The organism is Achromobacter sp. 77 (genome assembly GCF_020541125.1).
GTDB lineage: Bacteria > Pseudomonadota > Gammaproteobacteria > Burkholderiales > Burkholderiaceae_B > Achromobacter > Achromobacter mucicolens.
In genome coordinates this window covers 3,444,192-3,466,823 of record NZ_CP059848.1, presented here as the reverse complement: position 1 = coordinate 3,466,823, position 22,632 = coordinate 3,444,192, and the positions used below count along the sequence as shown (strand labels likewise).

22 protein-coding genes are annotated in these 22,632 nt (G+C 63.8%); 10 read left to right on the top strand and 12 right to left on the bottom strand.

Annotated elements, in window-relative coordinates; genetic code table 11:
* The first annotated feature begins 65 nt into the window (after positions 1-65).
* The gene (locus H4P35_RS16015) at positions 66-692 is read left to right on the top strand and encodes a TetR/AcrR family transcriptional regulator (protein ID WP_063955460.1); all 627 of its coding nucleotides are present in this window, start codon (positions 66-68) and stop codon (positions 690-692) included.
* A 172-nt stretch (positions 693-864) separates the two neighbouring features.
* Positions 865-1,086 carry a hypothetical protein gene (locus H4P35_RS16010; RefSeq protein WP_056324328.1) on the top strand — a complete coding sequence of 74 codons (222 nt, stop codon included), beginning with the start codon at positions 865-867 and terminating at the stop codon, positions 1,084-1,086.
* A 79-nt stretch (positions 1,087-1,165) separates the two neighbouring features.
* Here H4P35_RS16010 and H4P35_RS16005 read toward each other — a convergent pair whose 3' ends face one another.
* On the bottom strand, positions 1,166-2,455 hold the full coding sequence (locus tag H4P35_RS16005; RefSeq protein ID WP_226846213.1) for an Nramp family divalent metal transporter: 1,290 nt from the start codon (positions 2,453-2,455) through the stop codon (positions 1,166-1,168).
* 129 nt (positions 2,456-2,584) lie between these two features.
* The gene (locus H4P35_RS16000; protein ID WP_062840687.1) at positions 2,585-3,010 is read right to left on the bottom strand and encodes an OsmC family protein; all 426 of its coding nucleotides are present in this window, start codon (positions 3,008-3,010) and stop codon (positions 2,585-2,587) included.
* A 279-nt stretch (positions 3,011-3,289) separates the two neighbouring features.
* Between H4P35_RS16000 and H4P35_RS15995 the strand changes: the two genes are divergently transcribed.
* The 6 genes from H4P35_RS15995 (at position 3,290) to H4P35_RS15970 (ending at position 8,839) form a co-directional block, all read left to right on the top strand.
* Positions 3,290-4,444, top strand: coding sequence for an ABC transporter substrate-binding protein (locus H4P35_RS15995; RefSeq protein WP_226846212.1), 1,155 nt, complete (start codon positions 3,290-3,292; stop codon positions 4,442-4,444).
* 177 nt (positions 4,445-4,621) lie between these two features.
* Positions 4,622-5,533, top strand: a complete 912-nt coding sequence (gene ehuB / locus H4P35_RS15990) for an ectoine/hydroxyectoine ABC transporter substrate-binding protein EhuB (protein WP_081101021.1) — start codon at positions 4,622-4,624, stop codon at positions 5,531-5,533.
* A 9-nt stretch (positions 5,534-5,542) separates the two neighbouring features.
* Complete coding sequence (gene ehuC / locus H4P35_RS15985; RefSeq protein ID WP_180098443.1) at positions 5,543-6,196, top strand: ectoine/hydroxyectoine ABC transporter permease subunit EhuC; 654 nt, start codon at positions 5,543-5,545, stop codon at positions 6,194-6,196.
* A complete protein-coding gene (gene ehuD / locus H4P35_RS15980; RefSeq protein WP_056324341.1) occupies positions 6,193-6,864 on the top strand; it encodes an ectoine/hydroxyectoine ABC transporter permease subunit EhuD in 672 nt (223 codons plus the stop codon). The genes ehuC and ehuD overlap by 4 nt, the downstream gene beginning before the upstream one ends.
* Positions 6,861-7,631, top strand: a complete 771-nt coding sequence (gene ehuA / locus H4P35_RS15975; RefSeq protein ID WP_180098444.1) for an ectoine/hydroxyectoine ABC transporter ATP-binding protein EhuA — start codon at positions 6,861-6,863, stop codon at positions 7,629-7,631. Before ehuD ends, ehuA begins: the two co-directional genes overlap by 4 nt.
* A 95-nt stretch (positions 7,632-7,726) precedes the next feature.
* Positions 7,727-8,839, top strand: coding sequence for an NADH:flavin oxidoreductase/NADH oxidase (locus H4P35_RS15970; protein WP_226846211.1), 1,113 nt, complete (start codon positions 7,727-7,729; stop codon positions 8,837-8,839).
* Positions 8,840-8,861: 22 nt separating this feature from the next.
* Here H4P35_RS15970 and H4P35_RS15965 read toward each other — a convergent pair whose 3' ends face one another.
* The 10 genes from H4P35_RS15965 to H4P35_RS15920 form a co-directional block, all read right to left on the bottom strand.
* Complete coding sequence (locus H4P35_RS15965; protein WP_226846210.1) at positions 8,862-9,896, bottom strand: SUMF1/EgtB/PvdO family nonheme iron enzyme; 1,035 nt, start codon at positions 9,894-9,896, stop codon at positions 8,862-8,864.
* Positions 9,893-10,927 (bottom strand): SUMF1/EgtB/PvdO family nonheme iron enzyme, encoded by a 1,035-nt coding sequence (locus tag H4P35_RS15960; RefSeq protein WP_226846209.1) that lies wholly within the window; start codon positions 10,925-10,927, stop codon positions 9,893-9,895. The genes H4P35_RS15965 and H4P35_RS15960 overlap by 4 nt, the downstream gene beginning before the upstream one ends.
* Positions 10,924-11,958, bottom strand: coding sequence for an SUMF1/EgtB/PvdO family nonheme iron enzyme (locus H4P35_RS15955; protein ID WP_226846208.1), 1,035 nt, complete (start codon positions 11,956-11,958; stop codon positions 10,924-10,926). Before H4P35_RS15955 ends, H4P35_RS15960 begins: the two co-directional genes overlap by 4 nt.
* Complete coding sequence (locus tag H4P35_RS15950; protein ID WP_226846207.1) at positions 11,955-12,977, bottom strand: SUMF1/EgtB/PvdO family nonheme iron enzyme; 1,023 nt, start codon at positions 12,975-12,977, stop codon at positions 11,955-11,957. The genes H4P35_RS15955 and H4P35_RS15950 overlap by 4 nt, the downstream gene beginning before the upstream one ends.
* An 18-nt stretch (positions 12,978-12,995) precedes the next feature.
* Positions 12,996-15,239, bottom strand: coding sequence for a hypothetical protein (locus H4P35_RS15945; RefSeq protein ID WP_226846206.1), 2,244 nt, complete (start codon positions 15,237-15,239; stop codon positions 12,996-12,998).
* A gap of 86 nt (positions 15,240-15,325) precedes the next feature.
* On the bottom strand, positions 15,326-16,228 hold the full coding sequence (locus H4P35_RS15940; protein WP_152384785.1) for a DUF4123 domain-containing protein: 903 nt from the start codon (positions 16,226-16,228) through the stop codon (positions 15,326-15,328).
* Positions 16,191-18,245, bottom strand: coding sequence for a type VI secretion system Vgr family protein (locus H4P35_RS15935; protein WP_226846205.1), 2,055 nt, complete (start codon positions 18,243-18,245; stop codon positions 16,191-16,193). Before H4P35_RS15935 ends, H4P35_RS15940 begins: the two co-directional genes overlap by 38 nt.
* A gap of 349 nt (positions 18,246-18,594) precedes the next feature.
* Positions 18,595-19,245, bottom strand: a complete 651-nt coding sequence (locus tag H4P35_RS15930) for a dUTP diphosphatase (protein WP_370638983.1) — start codon at positions 19,243-19,245, stop codon at positions 18,595-18,597.
* A 93-nt stretch (positions 19,246-19,338) separates the two neighbouring features.
* The gene (locus H4P35_RS15925) at positions 19,339-19,890 is read right to left on the bottom strand and encodes a hypothetical protein (RefSeq protein ID WP_226846204.1); all 552 of its coding nucleotides are present in this window, start codon (positions 19,888-19,890) and stop codon (positions 19,339-19,341) included.
* 13 nt (positions 19,891-19,903) lie between these two features.
* Complete coding sequence (locus H4P35_RS15920; RefSeq protein WP_062840698.1) at positions 19,904-20,542, bottom strand: DedA family protein; 639 nt, start codon at positions 20,540-20,542, stop codon at positions 19,904-19,906.
* Between the two features lie 107 nt (positions 20,543-20,649).
* On the opposite strand from H4P35_RS15920, the gene H4P35_RS15915 reads away from it, so the two are divergent.
* Together H4P35_RS15915 and H4P35_RS15910 are read left to right on the top strand one after the other, a co-directional pair.
* Complete coding sequence (locus tag H4P35_RS15915; RefSeq protein ID WP_217617523.1) at positions 20,650-21,690, top strand: metal-dependent hydrolase; 1,041 nt, start codon at positions 20,650-20,652, stop codon at positions 21,688-21,690.
* A 145-nt stretch (positions 21,691-21,835) separates the two neighbouring features.
* Positions 21,836-22,603, top strand: coding sequence for an IclR family transcriptional regulator (locus H4P35_RS15910; protein ID WP_217617524.1), 768 nt, complete (start codon positions 21,836-21,838; stop codon positions 22,601-22,603).
* The last annotated feature ends 29 nt before the right edge of the window (positions 22,604-22,632 follow it).

Genomic DNA, 22,632 nt, shown 5'->3' with positions numbered 1-22,632 from the left:
CGATTTTTGGCGACCCTGTTTTCGCAGATGGCCGCTCGCGCTGTTTCGCAGAAAAGGAGCCTCGTATGGCCAGCAAGAGTTCCCCCGCGTCCGCCGCCCCCGGCGCCACGCCATCCAAACCGCTCCTGGCGGCTGACCGCATCCGTAAGACCGCGCGCGAGATGTTCTACCGCGACGGCATCCGCGCCGTGGGCGTGGACGCCATCGTCAACCAGGCTGGGGTGACGAAACCCAGCCTGTACCGCAGTTTTTCCTCGAAGGACGAATTGGCGGCCGCGTACCTGCGCGATTACGACGCTGAATTCTGGGCGCGCTTTGACGCCGCGTGCGCCGCCCATCCGGGCGATCCGCGCGCCCAGTTGCTCGACTACCTGACCGGCATGGCAGGACGTGCGGTGCAGAACGGCTACCGGGGATGCGGGCTGACGAACGCCGCGGTCGAATACCCCGAACCCAATCATCCGGCCCGCGCCGTGGCCGTTGAACACAAACGCGAATTGCGCCGCCGGCTGAACGCCATGGCCGCCGGGATGGGCGCGGAAGATCCCGAAGCCCTGGCCGATGGACTGCTGCTATTGATCGAAGGCGCGTTCGTATCCAGCCAGCTTTTCGGGGCGGGTGGGCCCGCCGGACGGGTGGCTTCGATGGCCGACAAGCTGATTCAGGCGCACCTGCCCGGCCGATCGGCCTAGGGCGTCGCACAAACTCGGTGCGTAACCGTGTGCGCCATGCACCGTTGTGGTGGTGTTTGTACCCATTGCGCAACGCCAAAAAAAATGTTTGTAGTTTTTATTGCAACGCAGCATACGCGGATCTAAGATGGATTCACGTTGTTCCACATCGCGCTTTCTCAAGGAGAGAATCATGAGCGATACCGCGTTGAAAAATGCCCGTATGTCGGATGCGCTGGAGCGGTCCCTGATCCGCGAGGCCATCAAGGCGGAAACCCTGTCCGGTCCCACCGCACGCTCGCGCTGGTTGCGCCTGAAGCTGCGCATGGCTGCACTGGGCGGCGCTGTCGGCGAGGTCCTGCACAATATGGACGCCGGCCGCCGTCAACACCCGGTCGTGTCCGCGTACCACTGAAGCACCTCGCCAAAAAAAGCGCCAGCTTTGATCGCTGGCGTTTTTTTTTGCCTGCCGCTGGCAGGCGGCGCTGGCCACATCAGGCCACGATATCCAGCAGCAGATAGGCGTCCAGCACGACGATGCCCACGGTGGCGCCGATGGCGGCCCAGGCCCACGCGCCTTTCAGCACGTAGCGGCCCATCAGGCTCTTGCGGCAGGCCAGCACGACCAGCGGACCCAGGGCGAAGGGCAGGGCAAGGCTCAGGATGACCTGGCTCAGCACCAGCAACCCGTCCGGATCGTTGCCACCCGTGAACGCCAGCAGGCCGACGGCGGCAGCGCCCGCCACCAAGCGCGTCATCAATGCGCGGCGGCGGTCGGACCAGGTGCTGCCGACCTGGAATCCCTTGGACAGGATGCGTCCGGCCAACACGCCCGTGATGGTGGAGCTTTGGCCGGCGGCGTACAGGGCCACGGCAAACACGATTGCCGCCCCGATGCCCAGCGTGTGGCCGATCACCGCATGCGCATCGTCCAGACTGGACACCGTCATGCCGGATCCGGACAGCGAGGCGGCGGCCACGATCATGATGGCCGAATTGATGAGCATGGCCACGCCCAGCGACACGATCGTGTCGTTGCGCGCCACGCGCATCGCCATGCCCAGCGCCTGCGGCGGCAGGTCCCGCGCCCGCTGCGCAAGCGAGCCCGAATGCAGATAGAGGTTGTGCGGCATGAGGGTCGCGCCCAGAATCCCCAGCGCGATCAAAAAGCCTTGCGGATCGCGCAGCGCGCGGCCGGTCTCGGTGACGCCATGCGCCACTTCCTTCCAGGCCGGATTGGCCTTGAACAGCAGGAACACAAAAGACAGCGCGACCACGGACAACAGCAGGGCGATCACGCGTTCATGCCGGTCGGCATTGCCGCGCGTCATGGCCAGCACCGCAAAGGTACCGATCCCCGTCACCGCGACGCCCGCGATGAGCGGCAGTCCGAACAACAGCCGCAGCGCGATCGCGCCGCCGATCAGTTCGGCCAACGCGGTCGCCAGAATGGCGGCCTCGCCAGCCAGCCACGCTGCCTTGGCCAAACGCGGGGAAAGGTGGCGGGCGGTGAGGGTGGCCAGATCCTGACCGGTGGCAAGCGCCAGGCGCGACACCAGCACCTGAAAGCCCAGCGCCAGAAAGGCTGACGTGATGACGACCATCAGCAGGCCGTAGCCAAAGCCGCTGCCGCCGGCGATGTCGGTCGCCCAGTTGCCCGGATCGATGTAGCCGACGGCGACCAGGATGCCCGACCCGACCATGCGGCGCAGGTTCGCGGAAACCCGCGCGTCCTGCGCCAGGGCGGCATTGCCGCCTGATATTGCGTAGATGAATCCCGTCATGTGCTGCTCCTGAGAATGGTTCTCATTTTTCAGGAGCGCACCTGCACCGTCAAATTGATTTTGGCCACGCCCGGGATAGGGCGGGCCAATGATCCGGCCCCGTCGGGAGCCGGATTACCCTCGCGCCGGTCAGGACTTCAGCTTGGCGTCCATCGAGATCTTGGCGTTCAGCACCTTGGAAACCGGGCAGCCCTTTTCGGCCTTGCGGGCGGCTTCCTCGAACGCTTCGGCGGAAGCGCCGGGAATGACGGCCTCCACGGTCAGATGCACGGCGGTGATGGAAAAGCCGTCATCGACCTTGTCCAGCGTGACTTCGGCCTTGGTGTCCAGGCTTTGCGCGACCATGCCCGCTTCGCCCAGGATGTTGGACAACGCCATGGTGAAACACCCGGCGTGCGCCGCGCCCAGCAGTTCTTCGGGGTTGGTGCCCGGCGTGTCGCCGAAGCGGGTGTTAAAGCCGTAAGGTTGGCTCTTGAGCGCGCCGCTCTGCGTGGAAATCGTGCCTTTGCCAGTCTTCAGATCGCCCGACCAGGCGGCGGTTGCGGTTTTCTTCATACGTGACTCCTGTGTGGGAACGCAGCCGCGTGCGGCGCGTCCGGGGTGGGGAGAGGCGCCGCCGCGGGGGCGGCGCGCCTTGCCTCAGGCGGCACCGTCGATGATACGGCCCGCCACCCCGCCCATCGCGTAAAACGGCGGTACGCAACGGCAAGCCGATGTAACGACGGCTTGGCGGGGCACTTACCGCGCAACAAGGGTTGGCCGCGTCAATAACCGCCGCTGGCGCATCAGGCAAAATAGCGGCATCTCCTTCACTCCTATCCAAGAGCCGTAGTCATGCCTCGCATCCTTGCCCGCTACGCCTGCGCCGTCGCGCTGGCCGTCCCCGCCCTGTCCGCCCAAGCTGAAATCGTGATCGGCGTGGACGTGTCCACCACGGGCCCCGCCGCCGCCATCGGCATCCAGACCAACAACGCGATCCGCCTGTGGCCCAACACGCTGGGCGGCGAACCCGCGCGTTACGTGGTGCTGGACGACGGCACGGACGTCAGCCGGGCGGTCAAGAACATGCGCAAGCTGACCTCCGAGGACAAGGTGGACGCCATCGTCGGCCCCAACATCACAGCTTCCGCGCTGGCCGCCCTGGACGTGCTGGCCGAAACCAAGACGCCGATGATCGCGCTGGCCGCGTCCAGCGTCATCGTGGAACCGCAGTCGGATCCCAAGCGCACCTGGGCCTTCAAGATGCCGCAGAACGACTCGCTGATGGCCACGGTGCTGGTCGAAGACATGAAGAAGAAGGGCCTGAAGAACGTGGCCTTCATCGGCTTTGCCGATTCGTATGGCGACAGCTGGCTGAAGGAGTTCACGGCCGCGGCCGGGTCCGATCTGAAACTCGTCGCGCAAGAGCGCTTCCAGCGCACCGACGCGTCGGTGGTCGGCCAGGTGCTCAAGGTCATTGCCGCCAAGCCGGACGCAGTGCTGATCGCCGGTTCGGGCACGCCAGCCGCGCTGCCCCAGAAGACGCTGCTCGAACGCGGCTACACCGGCGCCGTCTTCCAGACGCACGGCATCGGCACACTTGAATTCCTGCAGGTCGGCGGCAAAGACGTGGAGGGCACCCTGTTCCCCACCGGCCCGGGTGTGGTGGCACGCGAGTTGCCCGATTCCAACCCGGTCAAGAAGGTGGCGGTGGCCTTCGCCGACAAGTACGAGCAGCAATACGGCCCCAATACGCTGACCCAGTTCGCCGGGGACGCCTATGGCGCCTGGATGCTGCTGGATTCGGCGGTGTCTCGGGCCCTCAAGACGGGTGCCAAACCCGGCACGCCCGAGTTCCGCCTGGCACTGCGCGACGCGCTGGAAAACACCCGGGACCTGGTCGTTCCCAATGGCGTCTTGAACATCACCAAGGAAAACCACCAGGGATTCGATGAGCGCGCCCGGGTGATGGGCACGGTCAAGAATGGACGCTTTTCCTACGCTCAATAAACGGTGCCATATCTATCTACCGTTCGTAACGTGTCCTAACGCGTCATAGGGCAACGAACGTCAAAAGCAGGCTTAGGCCTGCTTTTTCACGTCTATATCATTCGTGTCGAAATCATTTCTTAGCGTATTATTTTTAGTGAAGCCATGTACCTAGAAATAAATTCGGGAGAAAGATTCATGACCCTCATCCAATCCAGACGACTGCTGTTGGCCCTTGGCCTGGGCGTTCTCGCGGCGTGTTCGGACTCGGGCGGCGACAAGACCGCGGCAGCAGGCGATGCGCCCGCCAGCAGCGCCAGCACGCTGGAAGCCGCCAAGTCGGCCGGAAAGATCCGTATCGGCTACGCCAACGAGGCGCCATTTGCCTACATGGACAGCAAAGAGGCCAAGGTCACCGGCGAATCGGTGGAAATCGCCCGCGTGGTGCTCAAGCGCATGGGCATCAACGAGGTGGAAGGGGTCCTGACCGAATTCGGTTCGCTCATCCCGGGTCTTGCGGCCAAGCGCTTCGACATCATTGCGGCGGGCATGTACATCACGCCCGAGCGCTGCCAGCAGGTGGCGTTTTCCAATCCCACCTATGGCGTGGGCGAAGCGTTCCTCGTCAAGGACGGCAATCCCAAGAACCTGCACAGTTACGAAGACGTGGCCAAGAACCCCGACGCCAAGCTTGGCGTGGTGGTGGGCGCCATCGAGGGCGATTACGCGCAGAAGGTCAACATCCCGGCAGGGCAGGTGGTCGTGTTTCCGGATGCGGTCAGCGCGCTGTCCGGTGTGCAGGCCGGCCGCGCCGATGCCTATGCCGCAACCGCGCTCACCATCAACGATCTGATGGGCAAGACGCAGGCGGGCAGCGGGCTGGAAAAGGCCGAGCCGTTCACGGACCCGGTCATCGACGGCAAGGGCGTGCGCGGTTACGGCGCCTATGCCTTCCGCACGGACGACAAGGCCTTCGCGGACGCCTTCAACGCCGAGCTCGCCAAGTTCATCGGCACCGACGAACACAAGAAGCTCGTCGAGCCGTTCGGCTTTACGGCCGACGAACTGCCCCAAGGGGTGACCGCGGACAAGCTCTGCAGCGGACAGTAAGGGGCGCCGATGCAGTTGATGTCTGAACATATCGCGCAGCTTGTGCCGCCCCTGCTCGAGGGGCTGGTCGTCACGCTGCAGATCATGGCGGGCGCCGTGGTCCTGGCGGTGCCGCTTGCGCTGCTGTCGGGGCTGGGCCGCCTGTCCACCCTGCGGCCCGTGCGTTGGGCGGCGTCGATCTACGTTGAGGTCTTTCGCGGCACGTCGGCCCTGGTGCAGCTCTTCTGGTTCTACTTCGTGCTGCCGCTCTTTGGCGTGCAACTGCCGGCCATGCTGGTCGGCATCGTGGTGCTGGCGCTGAATGCGGGCGCGTATGGGGCGGAAGTGGTGCGCGGCGCCATCCGGGCCGTGCCGCCCGGGCAGCGTGAAGCCGGCGTGGCGTTGAACCTCACGCGCCGTCAGATCATGCAGCGCATCGTGCTGCCGCAAGCCGTGCCGGCCATGCTGCCGCCCGCCGGCAACCTGCTGATCGAACTCCTGAAGAACACGGCCCTGGTGTCGCTGATCACCATCACCGACCTGACGTTCCGCGGCCAACTGCTGCGCAGCGAAACCCTGCGCACGACCGAGATCTTCACGCTGATGCTGCTGATGTACTTTGCCGTGGCCCTATTGATCACCGCGGGCGTGCGTCTGCTTGAGCGGAGGGTCCGAGTCCGATGACACCGATATTTGACTGGTCTTTCGCCCTGGAAATCCTGCCCACGCTGGGGTCTGCGCTCGTCATCACGATCCAGGCCACCGTGCTCGGCATGCTGGTGGCGGTGACGTTGGGGCTGGTGCTCGCCATGCTCCGGCGATCGCGGCTGCGCATCGTGTCGATGCCCACGGCGTTTTTCATCGAGTTCGTGCGCAGCACGCCGCTGCTGGTGCAGATGTATTTCCTGTTCTATGTCTTGCCGCTGACCGGCGCGCAGATGTCGCCGCTCATGACGGGCATCGTGGCGCTGGGCCTGCACTACGCCACCTATTGCGCCGAGGTGTACCGTGCCGGCATCGAGGCGGTGCCACGCGGCCAGTGGGAAGCGGCCACGGCCCTGAACATGTCGCGCTGGCGCACGGCGGTGGGCGTGGTGCTGCCGCAGGCGATCCCGCCGGTGGTGCCCGCGCTGGGCAACTACCTGGTGGCGATGTTCAAGGACACGCCGCTGCTGTCGGCCATCACCGTGGTCGAGCTGCTGCAGCAAAGCAAGATGATCGGATCCGCGACGTTCCGGTACACCGAACCCCTGACCCTGGTGGGCCTGCTGTTCCTGGCGCTGAGCCTGGTCGCGGCCTGGGGCGTGCGCGGCCTGGAGGCCCGCCTGCAACGATATGGAGGAAAGCGATGAGCGCCAGCGTGAGCATCAAGAATCTGCACAAGCGTTTTGGAGACGTGGAAGTCCTGCGAGGCATCAATCTCGAGATCCCGGCGGGGCAGACCGTGGCTGTCATCGGCCCGTCGGGTTCGGGCAAGTCCACGTTGCTGCGCGTGCTGATGACGCTGGACCCGCCCACCAGCGGGGACATCGAGATCGATGGCGAGCCGATGTGGACCGATGCGCAGGGCCGGCCTGCCGGCGTCAACTCCGCGCACCTGCGCCAGGTGCGCGGCAAGATCGGCATGGTGTTTCAGCACTTCAACCTGTTCCCGCACATGACGGCGCTGGGCAACGCCATGGAGGCGCCGCTGCACGTGCTGGGCATGCCGCGCGACCAGGCGCGCGATCGCGCCGTCGAGTATCTGGATATGGTGGGTTTGGGCGACAAGCTCGACGTTTATCCCGCGCAGCTATCGGGTGGGCAGAAGCAACGGGTGGGCATCGCGCGCGCGCTGGCGATGTGCCCGCAGGTGATGCTTTTCGATGAAGTCACGTCCGCGCTCGACCCCGAGCTGGTCGGCGGCATCCTGCAGATCCTGCGCGACCTGTCCGCCCGCCGCAGCATGACGATGATCATCGTCACGCACCAGATGAAGTTCGCCGAACGCAGCTCGGACCGCACGCTGTTCTTCGATCAGGGCAACATCGTCGAGGATGCCGAGTCGTCCGTGCTGTTCAGCCAACCCAAGGAGGCGCGCACGCGCCAGTTCCTGGATTCGGTGATCGAAGGGCAGTAGGCGATGGGGTAACCCTGCCGGGGGCGTTGGGATTGACGGCGTTTGCCCGGCCGGGCGCTATGCTGTGTCGTCCAACGCAACCGGAGCCTGCCCGCATGAGCCATCTGTTCAGCCCCACGTCAATCGGCAATGTCGCCTTAGCCAACCGCATCGTCATCGCACCCATGTGCGAATACTCCGCCGAAGCGGGCTGCGCGACGGATTGGCACATGATTCATCTGGGGCATCTGGCGCTGTCGGGCGCGGCGCTGCTCTTTACCGAGGCTACCGCGGTCGAGGCGGACGGCCGCATCTCTCCCGGAGACCTGGGCCTGTGGTCCGACGAGACCGAGGCCGCACTGGGCAAAGTGGTTGCCGCCGTGCGCCGTTACTCGCCCATCAAGCTGGGCATCCAGCTGGGCCATGCCGGCCGCAAGGCTTCCAGTGACGCGCCTTGGAACGGCGGCCAGCTTGTTCCCGAAAGCGCTGGCGGCTGGCAGGGATGGGCGCCGTCCGCCGTGCCGCACAACGCACACGAGCCCGCGCCGCATGCGCTGGACGCGGCGGGCCTTGAGCGCATCCGCCATGCGTTCGTCGACAGCGCCCGGCGCGCGCTACGCCTGGGCTTTGACGCCATCGAATTGCATGCCGCGCATGGCTATCTGCTGCACCAGTTCCTGTCGCCGCTGTCGAATCAGCGCGACGACGCCTACGGCGGATCGCTGGAGAACCGCATGCGCTTTCCGCTGGAAGTCTTCCTGGCCCTGCGCGAGATCGTGCCGCAATCGGTGGCGCTGGGTGTGCGCGTGTCCGCGACCGACTGGGTCGAGGGCGGCTGGGACCTGGAGCAGACGTTGACCTTCGCCGAAGCGCTGAAGGCGCGCGGCTGTGAGTTCATCGACGTCTCGAGCGGCGGCGTGTCGCCGCAGCAGAAGATCCCGGTTGGGCCGAACTACCAGGTTCCCTTCGCCGAGGAAATCAAGCGCCGGATCGGCATGCCTACCATCACGGTGGGGCTGATCACCGAGGCCCAGCAGGCCGAGGACATTATTGCGCAGGGCCAGGCCGACATGGTCGCGCTGGCGCGCGGCATGCTCTACGACCCGCGCTGGCCGTGGCACGCGGCCGCCCAGCTGGGCGGCCAGGTCAGCGCGCCCAAGCAATACTGGCGGTCGCAACCGCGCGAGTTGAAGGCGTTGTTCGGCGAGACGCGCTTCGGCCAGCGCTAGCGCCGATAGGGCGTCGCGAGCTTCATTTTTTCAATGGCTCCGCTTGCTGGATGGAACAGCGATAGCTGATTCCGGCGTAGTAGTCTTTCATTGTCGGCGTCTCGGGAAAGCGGAACATCGTCATGGCGGTCATTTGTGGATCTGAGAGGTAATCGGCCCCCCGCATAACCTTTTTGATCCCTGTGTCAGGCCCTTTGGGGTTGTCGACAGGTGAATTGCGGTAGTACTCAGGGTCGTACCAATCGTTCACCCAAGACATAGCGTTCTCGCCCATTTCGTAGAGACCAAGCGGGTTCGGGGGGAATGAGCCGACGGCAATCAAACGTTGGGTACCGAACTCCCCGCTGTGCACATTTCGGCCATAGTCCAGGCTGCCAGTGTCGGTGGGATAGACGACATAGCGGCCGCCGGAGCGGGCGGCATATTCGTAGTGCGCTTCGGTGGGCAGGTCCACGGGCAGGCCGCTCATCTCGCCCAGCCACAGGCAGTAGTCCTTGCCGTCCTGCCATTGGCTGCGCGCCGGGAAGTCCGGCTTGAACTGCCTCGTCTGGCGGACACGGTAGGGCTCGCTCAAGCCACTCGCTCTCTCTTCTTCCGTGCGTTCCGAACGGTACAGGGGCTTGCCGTTCATCAGTCGATAGCGATCATCCTCGCCGATGGTGGTGTGGTACTTGGCCATGTAGAAGCTGTCGAGGCGGACCTTGTGCAAGGGACGGGCATCGGCTTCGGGCACCAGCGGCAACAACGCGTCGAGCTCCTGCCCGCATGGCCATTCGCACATGTTGGTGGGGTCGTATTCGCTCACCCAGCCAAAATCGCCCATCTCGAAGGTGCCGCCTTCGATAAAGACCATGTTGTCGATTGCGGTGACGACCTGCTTGAGCAAGGCCAGGCGCTCTTGGGCAGGATGCTGGTGGTAGCGCTGTTCGATGCGCTTGGCGATGGCGATGACGTGAGTCGCGGACAGGCTTTGGCTGTCGACAGGGGGGGCGTGACAGGCGCTAAGGGCGAACAGCCCCGCCACGGGCAATAGAAGACGGCGCATCGCGAGCTTCATTTTTTCAATGGCTCGGCTTGCTGGATGGAACAGCGATAACTGATGCCGGCGTAGTAGTCTTTCATTGTCGGCGTCTCAGGAAAGCGGAACATGGTCATGGCTGAGAGCCGAGGGGTTTCGTTGTAGATGCCGCCCCGCATGACTTTCTCTGTGCCGCTTTCTGGGCCTCGCGGATTGTCCACCGGCGAGTGCTGGTAGTACTGGGGGTCGTACCAATCGTTCATCCATGATCTGGCGTTCTCGCCCATTTCGTAGAGACCAAGCGGGTTCGGCGGGTACGAACCGACGGCGATCAAACGGCGGGTACCGAACTCCCCAGTGTGCACATTTCGGCCATAGTCCAGGCTGCCGGTGTCGGTGGAATAGACGACATATCGGCCGCCGGAGCGGGCGGCATATTCGTATTGCGCTTCGGTGGGCAGGTCCACGGGCAGGCCGCTCATCTCGCCCAGCCACAGGCAGTAATCTTTGCCGTCCTGCCAATGAGCACGCGCCGGGAAGTCCGGCTTGAACTGCCTTGCTTCGCGGACACGGTAGGGCTCGGTCAAACCACGCGCCCTCTCTTCTTCGAGGAGCTCCATGTCGCCGAGAGGCTTACCATTCATCAGACGATAGCGATCATCCTCGCCAACGGTGGTGTGGTACTTGGCCATGTAGAAGCTGTCGACGCGGACCTTGTGCAAGGGACGGGCATCGGCTTCGGGCACCAGCGGCAACAACGCGTCGAGCTCCTGCCCGCATGGCCATTCGCACATGTTGGTGGGGTCGTATTCGCTCGCCCAGCCGAAATCGCCCATCTCGAAGGTGCCGCCTTCGATAAAGACCATATTGTCGATGGCGGTGACGACCTGCTTGAGCAAGGCCAGGCGCTCTTGGGCAGGATGCTGGTGGTAGCGCTGTTCGATGCGCTTGGCGATGGCGGCGACGTGAGTCGCGGACAGGCTTTGGCTGTCGACTGGTGGGGCGTGACAGGCGCTCAGGGCGAACAGCCCTGCCACGGGCAATAGAAGACGGTGCATCGCGAGCTTCATTTTTTCAATGGCTCGGCTTGCTGGATGGAACAGCGATAGCTGATTCCGGCGTAGTAGTCTTTCAATGTTGGCGTCTCAGGAAAGCGGAACGTGGTCATGGCTGAGAACTGAGTGGTTTCGTAATAGATGCCACCCCGCATGACTTTCTCTGTGCCGCTTTCCGGGCCGCGCGGATTGTCGACCGGCGAGTGTTGGTAGTACTGGGGGTCGTACCAGTCGTTCATCCATGATCTGGCGTTCTCGCCCATTTCGTAGAGGCCAATCGGGTTCGGGGGGAATGAAGCGACGGCGACCAAACGGAACGTGCCGAACTCCGTGCTGTGCACATTTCGGCCATAGTCCAGGCTGCCGGTGTCGGTGGGATAGACGACATAGCGGCCGCCGGAGCGGGCGGCATACTCGTATTGCGCTTCGGTGGGCAGGTCCACGGGCAGCCCGCTCATCTCGCCCAGCCACAGGCAGTAGTCCTTGCCGTCCTGCCATTGGCTGCGCGCAGGGAGGTCCGGCTTGAATTGCCTTGCCTGGCGGACACGGTAGGGCTCGCTCAAACCACTCGCCCTCTCTTCTTCCGTGAGTTCCGAGCGGTACAGGGGCTTGCCGTTCATCAGTCGATAGCGATCATCCTCGCCGATGGTGGTGTGGTACTTGGCCATGTAGAAACTGTCGAGGCGGACCTTGTGCAGGGGCCGGGCATCGGCTTCGGGCACCAGCGGCAACAACGCGTCGAGATCCTGCCCGCATGGCCATTCGCACATGTTGGTGGGGTCGTACTCGCTCACCCAGCCAAAATCGCCCATCTCGAAGGTGCCGCCTTCGATAAAGACCATGTTGTCGATGGCGGTGACGACCTGCTTGAGCAAGGCCAGGCGCTCTTGGGCAGGATGCTGGTGGTAGCGCTGTTCGATGCGCTTGGCGATGGCGGCGACGTGAGTCGCGGACAGGCTTTGGCTGTCGACTGGTGGGGCGTGACAGGCGCTCAGGGCGAACAGCCCTGCCGCGGGCAATAGAAGACGGTGCATCGCGAGCTTCATTTTTTCAATGGCTCGGCTTGCTGGATGGAACAGCGATAGCTGATTCCGGCGTAGTAGTCTTTCAATGTTGGCGTCGCAGGAAAGCGGAACGTGGTCATAGCTGAGAACTGAGGGGTTTCGTAGTAGATGCCACCCCGCATGACTTTCTCTGTGCCGCTTTCCGGGCCGCGCGGATTGTCGACCGGCGAGTGCTGGTAGTACTGGGGGTCGTACCAGTCGTTCACCCATGATCTGGCGTTCTCACCCATTTCGTAGAGGCCAATCGGGTTCGCCGGGAATGAACCGACGGCGATCAAACGGTGGGTACCGAACTCCCCGCTGTGCACATTTCGGCCATAGTCCAGGCTGCCGGTGTCGGTGGGATAGACGACATAGCGGCCGCCGGAGCGGGCGGCATACTCGTACTGCGCTTCGGTGGGCAGGTCCACGGGCAGGCCGCTCATCTCGCCCAGCCACAGGCAGTAGTCCTTGCCGTCCTGCCATTGGCTGCGCGCCGGAAAATCAGGTTTGAACTGGCGGGCCTCGCTGATGCGATACGGGATGGTCAAGCCGAGGGCTCTCTCCTCGTCAGTGAGTTCCGAACGGTACAGGGGCTTGCCGTTCATCAGTCGATAGTGATCATCCTCGCCGATGGTGGTGTGGTACTTGGCCATGTAGAAGCTGTCGAGACGGACCTTGTGCAAAGGACGGGCATCGGCTTCGGGCACCAGCGGCAACAACGCGTCGAGATCCTGCCCGCATGGCCATTCGCACATGTTGGTGGGGTCGTATTCGCTCGCCCAGCCAAAATCGCCCATCTCGAAGGTGCCGCCTTCGATAAAGACCATGTTGTCGATGGCGGTGACGACCTGCTTGAGCAAGGCCAGGCGCTCTTGGGCAGGATGCTGGTGGTAGCGCTGTTCGATGCGCTTGGCGATGGCGGCGACGTGAGTCGCGGACAGGCTTTGGCTGTCGATCGGGGGGGCGTGACAGGCGCTCAGGGCGAACGCCCCTGCCACGGGCAATAGAAGACGGTGCATCGATAAAATTTCCTAAGTTCAGGCTTTCATGCTTGAGCCACGGCGATGAAGTTCTTTGTTGTGCGCCGTCACCAGCACTTGATGTTTGTTATGAGGAAGGACGGGATTCCAGGGCGACATCGCCAACTGGGTGTTGACCGGGGCTTGACCGGGGGAAGCAGCCAGCGCATCAAGGAACCGCGAAAACTCCCTTGTCTGCTGATCATTCAGGAAGCTTCTGATGTGTTTGAGTCCATCCTCGGCCGATTCGCGCGTTCCGCTTTCGTTCACACGCTCCAGCGTCAAGTAGAAGTGCCGCCAAGTCCGCACGGCGCGCAGCAACTTGATGATTGCTCGTTCGCGGTCCTCGCTGTAGGTCAGCACATAGTCGACTCCCAACGTGTAGATTGCCGGCCCCATGACCTCGGGCGGGAGTTCATTGAGTGCAACACTTTGACCATGAACTTCCAGCGGTTTGCCTTCGAGAATGCGCTTGGCGAGTCCCTGGGCTGCGCCGATACGATTATTGCGTTCATCCCACCATTCTTCGATCGACCGTAGCCCTCCCTTGAGTATCGATTCGATGGTGGCGCCGGGGGTGCTCAACGTCTTCATCACGACTTGAGCGAACAACGTAAAGGCTTTGTTATCAATGCTCAGAAGGTGCCGATAATCGACGCTGCTTAGGTTGCGGTAAACCACCATGATGAGGTTGCCGATGTGTTCCAGGTTGACCATGGTCGCGAAGCCGCCTGCTGCGCCAGGCCCGAGCACCACCTGCGCCTTGACGTGGAAATACAGCCGAAGGCCGGTCATCACGATTTTGAAGTCCAGCTCCGCGCCTGCGCCGAAGGCGACGTTGCCTTCGCCCTTTACCTCAAGCAACGCCTGCCAGGTGGCGTCGGGGTGATGCTGGTTTTCTGGGGTCATCCATTCAAATGCACCCATCAATGAACCGCCCGCTTGTGCGCCGGCGAAGGCGCTTCCCTGCAGTCTGACCGCACCGCCGCGGCTGCTGAGCTCAGGCGATGTCAGCAGGGCGCTGCCACCCGCGGGGCTGCTTTTCCACTTGACGCCCGCGGTTGCGGACCCCGAGGCCACTGCCCCGACAAAGCAGCTCAGCTCCAGCGCGCCCTTGATGCGGAAGGCGCCGAAGCGGTGGTAAATCATTTGACGGTCGGCATTGCGATAGGCAAAGAAGCAATCGTATCCGCCTTGGCTGGGAAGGTATCGCTCCAGGCTGATCTTGCCCTCGGCAAGCGAAAAGCTTGCCTGCGCCTTCATGCCAACGGATATCTCCCCGTTCTTGGGGTCAAAGCCCGTGAACCCCACGCTGGCCTGCGCGGCAAATCGCAGCAAATGCGCTTCTGCGTTGGCAGCGTAAGGGGCGCTGTCGTGCTTGTTCGAGCTCAAGTTGATCGCTTCCAAGTGCAACGCATTGAGCGCGCAGTCGTCCTTGGCAGTCCATGTCACAAGCTTGGCTTCCAGGTTGCCAAGCGGTTTGGCGCTGTCTTCGTTTAGCCCGCGGGCCACCCGTTCGCGGATTCGGGTGATCAGCTGCTTGCCGCGAATCCGCAAGTCGTCGTCGTTTAGCGGGGATTTTGCATTAAGCATGCTGACATCCACGCGGAAGTGCTCGCGAAGCACGGCGAGGTAGCGCTGCGGGATGTAGTAGTGCTTGTCGGGACGGCTGACGACGATGATTTCGACAATGCCGTTTCTGTCGGCGGCGACGGTGACTTGACGTTGCCGCTGCTCTCGGCCACCTTCCGAAACCGATGGCATGGTGGCGCTGGCGGTGGTTTCGGTGTCTTTGGCGGCGGCAGGCAGTTGTTTTTCGAGGTCGGCGATGATGCCATCGATGGCTGTCGGCATGTGCTGACCAATCTTGCAGGTGAGTTCCCGGTTCCACCAATTGCACATATCGGCAAATTCTTTGCGCTGTTCGCGCAGCTGAGACAGGCGCCCTCGGATGTCTTCGGCGGATTCGATTCTTTCCAGCTCGGCTGTTGGCGTGATGTCGTCGAGTGCCATCAAGCCCGCGGCTTCGGCTTGCCTGGCCCAACGCAGCTTGCGGCAGCCCTGGCAGGGACAGGTGTCTACGCTTGCCTTTCCGCTGGAGGCGGCGCAAGGAGTCGGCTTGACGGCGTCGGCGGTTATTTCCCGGAACCGCTTCATGAGCGCATCGACCGTTTCGATTTGCTTGCGAAGCGCAGCCTGCTGTTTTTCCGTCAGCACGTAGTAGATGTTGCCTTCGCCCGTGATGTGGACGATGTCGGCCATGGGTTCCGAACACCGCGGTGCGCATTCGGCCTTGCTGTCGAGATCGCTGTCGGCATGTTTGGGGGGAGGGAGCGTCGCGGCGCTTGTCATGAGGCCTTTCCTTCTTCAAAGAGGTCTTCCAGCAAGGAGAGGCGCTCCGACTGCAGGCGGGTAGCGTCGCGCAGCAGGGACTCGACGTGCGGATGGCGACGATGGAAGTCCTGGCCATGGACCAAGGCAAGGCGAAACCAGCGTTCCAGCCTTGCGAGCTGCGTGATGCCATAACAGGCGGCATCCGTTAGTGTCCGGTAGCTCCATCGATGATCCGCATCACTGTCTCCGCGCGGAAAGCATTGCTCGTAGTCCAGCGTCAGCGCGGCGGCGGTATCCCAACGGCGTTCATCATCCAGGCGGGCCAACAGCGCCTTGTCGAAGACGGGACGTGTCCATTCTTCCTCGGCATCGAGTGGGTCAGACGCCCAATGGTTCCAGCGCCCCATGTCGTGCCACGACAACGCCTGCCACGGACCGGCCAGGGCTTGGCGTTGTACCGGCGTCAGCACCGTCAGCAAGGCGCGAGTCCAGCGCGGGTCAAACCAGCGCAGCTGCATGGGCCTTTCACCTTCTCCCGTGACGCTGAGCCATGTTCGGCAGTGATTGCAGAGTTGCTCCCAGGTTGCGCCGTCCTTGGGGAACAAGGTGATGCCCATCGGTTCGTGTTCCATGCGGCTGAGGATGTCGCCGATGACACGGCTGCCGCGCCATGTCTGGACCAGATGTGGTCCCACGTTGCTCAAAGGTTGAAGCGGGGTGCCCAGAAAGAGCGGCTCGACCGCCCACCCCTCGGCATCGCGTTCCGCATAAAGGGATGCGAGCAAGTTGTCGTCAATTGCGGCATCCAGAAGCACACAATGGCGATCCAGGTCCGGCGGCAACGGAATTTCCGCCTGCTGGATCAACCCGGGTAACCGGTCAGTGGCGTAGGTGAATTTTGCAGCGTCCATCAGCATCGAACTCGCAGGTTGGGGAAACAAGCAGTGCGCCTTCCTGCGCGGCGCGCAGGTACTCATGCGGTGCTAGCGTCAAGGGTTCGGAGTCCCATGAAGTCAGCGGACGCGGCGCGGCGCCTAACCGGATGGGCACGCTGCTGTGGATTCCACTTGGGTCCAGGCGAATTGCCTGCCCCCCGGCCTGAAGGGTGAGACTGATGCCGCCATCAAGGACGAGTTCGTCGCCCGCGTTAAGTTGCATGCGTCTGCCGGCACGGATGAGATAACTGCCGCCTATGCTCGTGGTTTGGTCCCCCCCGACATGCAGGACGTCGTCGGCTTGAGCATTTACCGTGCGTTTCCCCTGCACCAATAGCGTCGAGGTTGCCTGCACCTGGGTCGTGTCGGTGCCGGCGACGCTCAGGGCGCGGTTGCCGGCGATATGGATGGTCTCGTCGTTTTCGACGCGCTCCACGCGGTCATGCCCGATGAAGGTAGTTTCGTCGTTGTTGACGTGGTTGTTCTGATCCTTTTGGGCATGGAAGTAGATTTCTTCCAGCCCGGCCTCGTCCTCGAAGCGCATCTCGTTAAAGCCCTGGCCCTTGTGGGTCTGGCTTTTGATCGTCATCCGGGTCTTGTGCCGGGGCAGCTCGTAGGGCGGTGGCTGCGTGGCCATGTAGGTGCGGCCAATGATGATGGGTTGGTCGGGATCGCCATTCATGAAGTTGACCAACACCTCCTGTCCGATGCGCGGGATGGCCATGTGCCCCCATGCCGCGCCAGCCCAGTTCTGCGCCGCACGTACCCAGCAGGAGCTTTGGCCGTCAAAGTTGCCCAGGCGGTCCCAGGGGAATTGAATCTTCACCCGGCCCCATTCATCACAGTAAATCTCTTCGCCGGGCGGGCCGACGACGGTGGCCGGCTGACTGCCGTCAATGCGCGGCTTGGGTAGCGGCTCGGCGCGCCATTCGGTGCAGTCGGTGACCAGTTCGGCAGCATAGCTGTATCGGGTGCCCTGCTCGGAATCCGCGCCGTCCTCGGCCTGGCTGGTGTGCTGAATGCCGTGGTGCTGGATGCGCACCGGGCGCCAGGCGCTGTTCCACTCATCTCGAGGGTGGCCTGCCAGCTCGAAGGAGATGCCGGGTAGCAGCCGTGGGTCGTCGCCTTCGACCCGGGCGATGCGCGCGTCACGGCGGTGGCCGCGCAAGCGGTTCTCGGTGAAGGGTTTGCCGGCCTCGTTTCTCTTGTAGCGGCCGGGGTAGTCGTACCGCTCGTAAGGCCGACGAGCGTCCTGCGCAAGGTCACGGCCGCGCAGGCTGTGTTGCTGGTCGTAGCCGGGGTTGGTGAACACGTAGTCGCGCTGGGTTTGTTGCGCGGTGCGTACGTTCTCGACGTAGCGAAAGCGGCGCAGCGCTGGGGCGGCCGCGTCGCCGCCGGCGTTGGGGTTGTACAGCACCGGGGCGTCGCCGATGCTGCCCTGGACGGCCAGCCGGTCGCTGTGAATCAGCCGGTGGCCATCGGCGTTATGCAGGAAGGTGTAGTAGAAACCTTCCTCGCGTGCAATGCGCTCCAGGAATTGGTAGTCGGTGTCGCCAGCCTGCACGCAGTACTCGCGGGGCAGGTGCTGATTGGTGACGATCAAGCCATGGTTGAGAATGCCATGGCGCTTGAGCGCACCCTCGATGATCTCCGGGACGCTCTGGGTTTGGAAGACGCGCCAATCCGAGGACAGTTTGAGCCGTGCCAGTTCGGGCTCGATGACGGCACGGTAGCGGGTGCGGCGGAAACCAGTCTCGCCCTGTTCCAGCGCGCTGACCAGGCCGTGGACGTGGCGCACCGGCTGTTCGCCGTGCCACAGTGTGAACAGCGCGGGCCGGTCCAGCACTTGGCCGAAGTCGACCGCGGGATCGGAGCTGGCCAGGTCCAGTTCAAGGCGGAAGGTCTCGGACAGCGCTTCGTCCAGGGTAAATTCGATGACGTCGAATTCCATCCCGTCGACCACGCGGAAGGTGAAGCGCAAGTCACTCTGGTGGGCCATCCTTGTCTTCCATGGGAGTCAATCAAGTGTGAAACGTCACTTGTATTGCCAGGGACCATGCAAGGAAATCAGAGGATATCTAAACTGCGCTCAAATGCGGGGGCTTTGGATTCGGCCGTGCCTGGAGCTCCCGGCCTCCCACGTAGAGGTCGGAGGCTGACATCGGTTCGTTTTTTTATTCCCACACCGAGGCACGCCAGGCGCGACGCTTCCCCAAGGTTCGAAGTAATGGGGAAGTGCCGAGTGCGAGGGGGCCATGTACGGCACTAGACGCCTACTATTCTTCGGCGCAGGAAGGCGGCATTTGGCTAAAGCTCGGCCGCGGGGTCTTTAAGAGGGCAGCAGCGGCTTACAGCCGCGCGTAGGCCGCTTCCAGTTCGCGATGCAGGACGTCGGCAAAGTCCGCGCTGGCCGGATCCTGCTGGGACAGCAGGCGCGCGAGCACGACGTTGTCTTCCTCGCCGTTCCAGATCTTGATGTAGGTGCCTTCCTTGTAGCCGTGCTGCTGGCGGAAGATGTTCAGCACGTTCTTGGACACGTACTGCGTATAGGCGTCGTTCCAGGTCATGTCGCACGCGGTCATGGTCTGCTCCAGGACCTTGAAGCTGGCGCGGCCGCATACCGCCAGGCCGCCGATCAGCTCAAGCAATTCCGGCACGTTCAGGGCGGCGAGGTCATGGGACTTGCCGTCCAGCGTGACGGTGGCGGGCGAGGCCAGGTCAGCGACCAGCGCGCGCGCGGCGGCCTCGACGTCGCCCGCCGATTGAACGATCGTGTCCGACAGGTAAAAGTGCAGGATGTCGACCAGTTCCATCTGGACCTGGGGCAGGTCGATGGTTTGCTTCTTCCACCACTTCCAGCCGTAGTGTTCCAGCGCTTCGGCCGACTCGACGAAGGCGGCGCGCAGGAAGCGGGCGCCGCCATTGACCCAGTCCGGATTGATCATGCTGTTCAGGTGGCCTTGCAGCTTCAGCATCGTGGCCGCCTGGGCCTGGTTCAATCCGACTACGTTGTTCACTTTCACTCCGGGGATGGGGCTGATTCAATGGCCGGAAATGTTAGCACCAACGCCCGCCGGCCACGCGCCGGCGCGTCAGGCGCCGTCCTTGCGATACGAGGAAGGCGTCAGGGGCGGCAACTTGTTCAGGGGCGTCTTGCGGGGATTGCGGGCGCCGCGGGCCGCCTTGAACAGCATGAAGGCAAAGAACGCCAGGAATATCGCTGGCATCAACTCGTCCAGTTCGAACCGGGGGCTTTGCAGCGCACGGAAGGCGATGTTGGCGGCCGCCCAGCCCGCCATGATGCCGGTCACGGTCAACACGACGCCGAGCTTGCGCCGTCCCGCCTGCCGGGCGAGGGTGATGTTGGCTTCGTCGGGCTGGCCCGGCGCCGTCGCCAAAGGCGCTTGGGACGCAGAGCGCGACCGCGGGGCGGACGAAGCCGTATTGCCCCACGGGGCTTCCGACAGCGAACCCGGGGTGGGAGAGGGCGGCGCCGCCACGGGGATGGGCACAGTCACCGGGGACGTCTGCCTGCGGGCGTCGCGCCGGCTTGCGATGCGGCCGGGCGAGGCGCCGCCGGCGCTGGTCAACTCTTCGATATAGCGCGCGAAATCGCCGTTCTTGGGCTCGGCATCGATGGCCATGACGCTCTCCGGATCAATTGCCTCGCCGCACGCGCACCGGTTGGCGGCGCTTGCGCACCATGGCGAGGAGAAGCCCGCATCCTAGCAAAACCGACAGCCCCGCGCCGATCATCATGGCGATCTGCTGGGCGTTTTCCGCCGTGCCCAGGCTGCGCGCGGTGATGTAGCCGGGCGCCAGCATCAGCGGCATCCACAGCACGGCCGACAGCACGTTGGCCATCTGGAAGCGGCTGTGCGCCATGCCCATCACGCCCGCCACGGTGGGAATCGTGGAGCGGATGGGGCCCAGGAACCGGCCGATCAGCACGGACGCAAAGCCGTACCGGTAGAAGAACAGCCGCGCCCGGGCCACGCCGGTGCGCTGCTGCTTGAGCGGCCAGCGCCGCAGCACGCTCGGGCCCGCCCAGCGCCCCAAGTAGTACGACAGCGCGTCGCCCACGATGGCGCCCGCGATGCCCCAGGCGATCACGCCCCAGGGCGCGAGCGTGCCGGAGCCGATGAGGCCGCCCGTGAGCAGCAGCAGCGCGGTGGCGGGAATGAACAGCCCCAGGAGCACCATGGACTCGCCCATCGTGAGGAGGAATGTGATCGGTCCGGCCCACGCCTGGTTGGCCTCGATGAACTGGCCGATCTGAGTGATGTATTCATCCATGAATGCAAAGTTGAAAATTAGCTGAACGCAATCGGGTATGTTAACGCCTGCAGGGCCAGCCGTATCGCGGGTAGGCTTTTTGGTGGAACGCTCGACGATGGAGAAACATGGATTCAGTTACACAAGCGGTGCTGGGCGCCGGCATCCAGGGCGCCATGCTGGGGCGCGTGCAGGGCAGACGCGCCCTTGTCTATGGCGCGGCGCTGGCCACCCTGCCGGATCTGGACGTCCTGATGCGCTATCCGGATCCGGTGTCGCTCATGACGTATCACCGGGGCTTTTCGCATTCCGTGTTCGTGCTGACGGGCCTTGCGATGTTGCTGGCGTGGCTGATACGCAGGTTCTGGCCCACTGCGCCCTATAGCGGGCGGCGGCTCTTTCTGACGATATGGCTGGTGCTGATCACGCATCCCATCCTGGATGCCTTCACGGTATACGGCACCCAATTGTTCTGGCCGCTGGCGCTGACGCCGGAGAGCTGGTCGTCCGTCTTCATCATTGACCCGGTGTACACCGTGCCGCTGCTCATAGGCGTCGTGTTTGCGATCATCTCCGGCATCACCCGCACCGCTCGGCGCGTGCTGGTGGGGGCGCTGGTGTTCAGCACCGCTTATCTGGGCTTCGGGCTGGCAGGCAGGATGGCGGCCGAGCAGCGCGTGCACGAGGTGATGCAGGCGCAGGGCATTGCAGTCACACAGGTGCGGGCCATCCCCATGCCCTTCAATACGCTGGTGTGGCGCGTAATCGCCAAAAGTGGCGATGGCAGCTATTACGAATCGGTCAGCAGCCTCTTTGATCGCCATCCCCCGGAATGGGTGCGGCTGCCGCTCAACCTGGAGGCGGGCCGCGTCCTGGCCGGTGTGCCGCTGCATGAGCGCTTGCGCTGGTTCACGGACGACTGGCTACGCTACGACGTCATCGACGATGCGCTGGTGGTGTCGGATCTGCGCATGGGCATGGCAGGGCATTACACGTTCCGCTTCAAGATGGCCGAGCGTGCGACGGACGGCGCATGGAACGCCATCACACCGTCGGTCTGGCCCACCAACCGCGGCGGCTGGGATGAAATGAAGCTGGTGCTCGGCCGCATCCTGGATGCGCACCCGCCCTTGCCGTTGGCGCAATGGTCCGAGTTGGCCACGAAGTAAGACCCGCCGGATACTCGTCCGCACTTTGAAGGCCTCCGTGAACGCGGGGGCCTTTTTCTTTCCGGGGCCGTATTGACCTGTTTCCATCGCTTGCATTATTCTTGTTCTCTAATAAGGAACTTAGGTTCCGTTTTATGGAACAAGTATGAGTATTCTTGACGGCGTCCAGCGCGTGCTCTCGCTCTATGCGGAAGGCGCGGCCGAATTGAGCTTCACGGAGGTCGCGGCGCGGCTGTCCATGCCCAAAAGCACGGCGTCGCGCCTGTTGAACCAGATGCAGAACTACGGCCTGCTCGACCAGGACGCGGGCACGCGCCGCTACCGCCCCGGCGCGCTGCTGGCGCAGGCGGTGCGCGCCGGCATGGCCGCCACGCCGCTGGACGAAGCCTGCCGCGGCGTGCTGGCCCGCTTGTCCGACGACAGCGGGTTGACCGCCTATCTCTCCACGCTCAACCAGCGTGAAACCGTCGTGCTGCAACGCTTGAATGGCTCGCACCCCGTGCAGGTGCTGTCGCCGCCCGGCTCGCGCCGTGCCGCGTCCGGCACCGCGATGGGGCGCGCGCTGCTGTCGCGCCTGACCGATGCCGAATTCGAGGCGCTGTATGGCGCCGACCCCGCCCAGCCGCTGCCCGTCGAAGGGCGCGACTGCCCGGCCACCGTGGGCGACCTGGCACGCCTGGTGGCGCAGACGCGCGCCGACCATTGCGGGGTCGCCATCGACCAGGCGATGCCCGGCATCGGCGCCGTGGCCGCCGCCGTGCGCGACCCGGCCACCGGCGAGTTGCGCGGGCTATGCCTGTCGTTCGTCTCCTTCCAGGCCGACGCGGCGCGCGTGGCCGTGCTGCGCGAATCGGTTCTGCAGCAGGTGGGCGCGCTGGGCCGCGAGTTGAACGATCCCTACTGGCTGAACTGACCGCCTGAATTCACGGCGCTGGCCGCAAT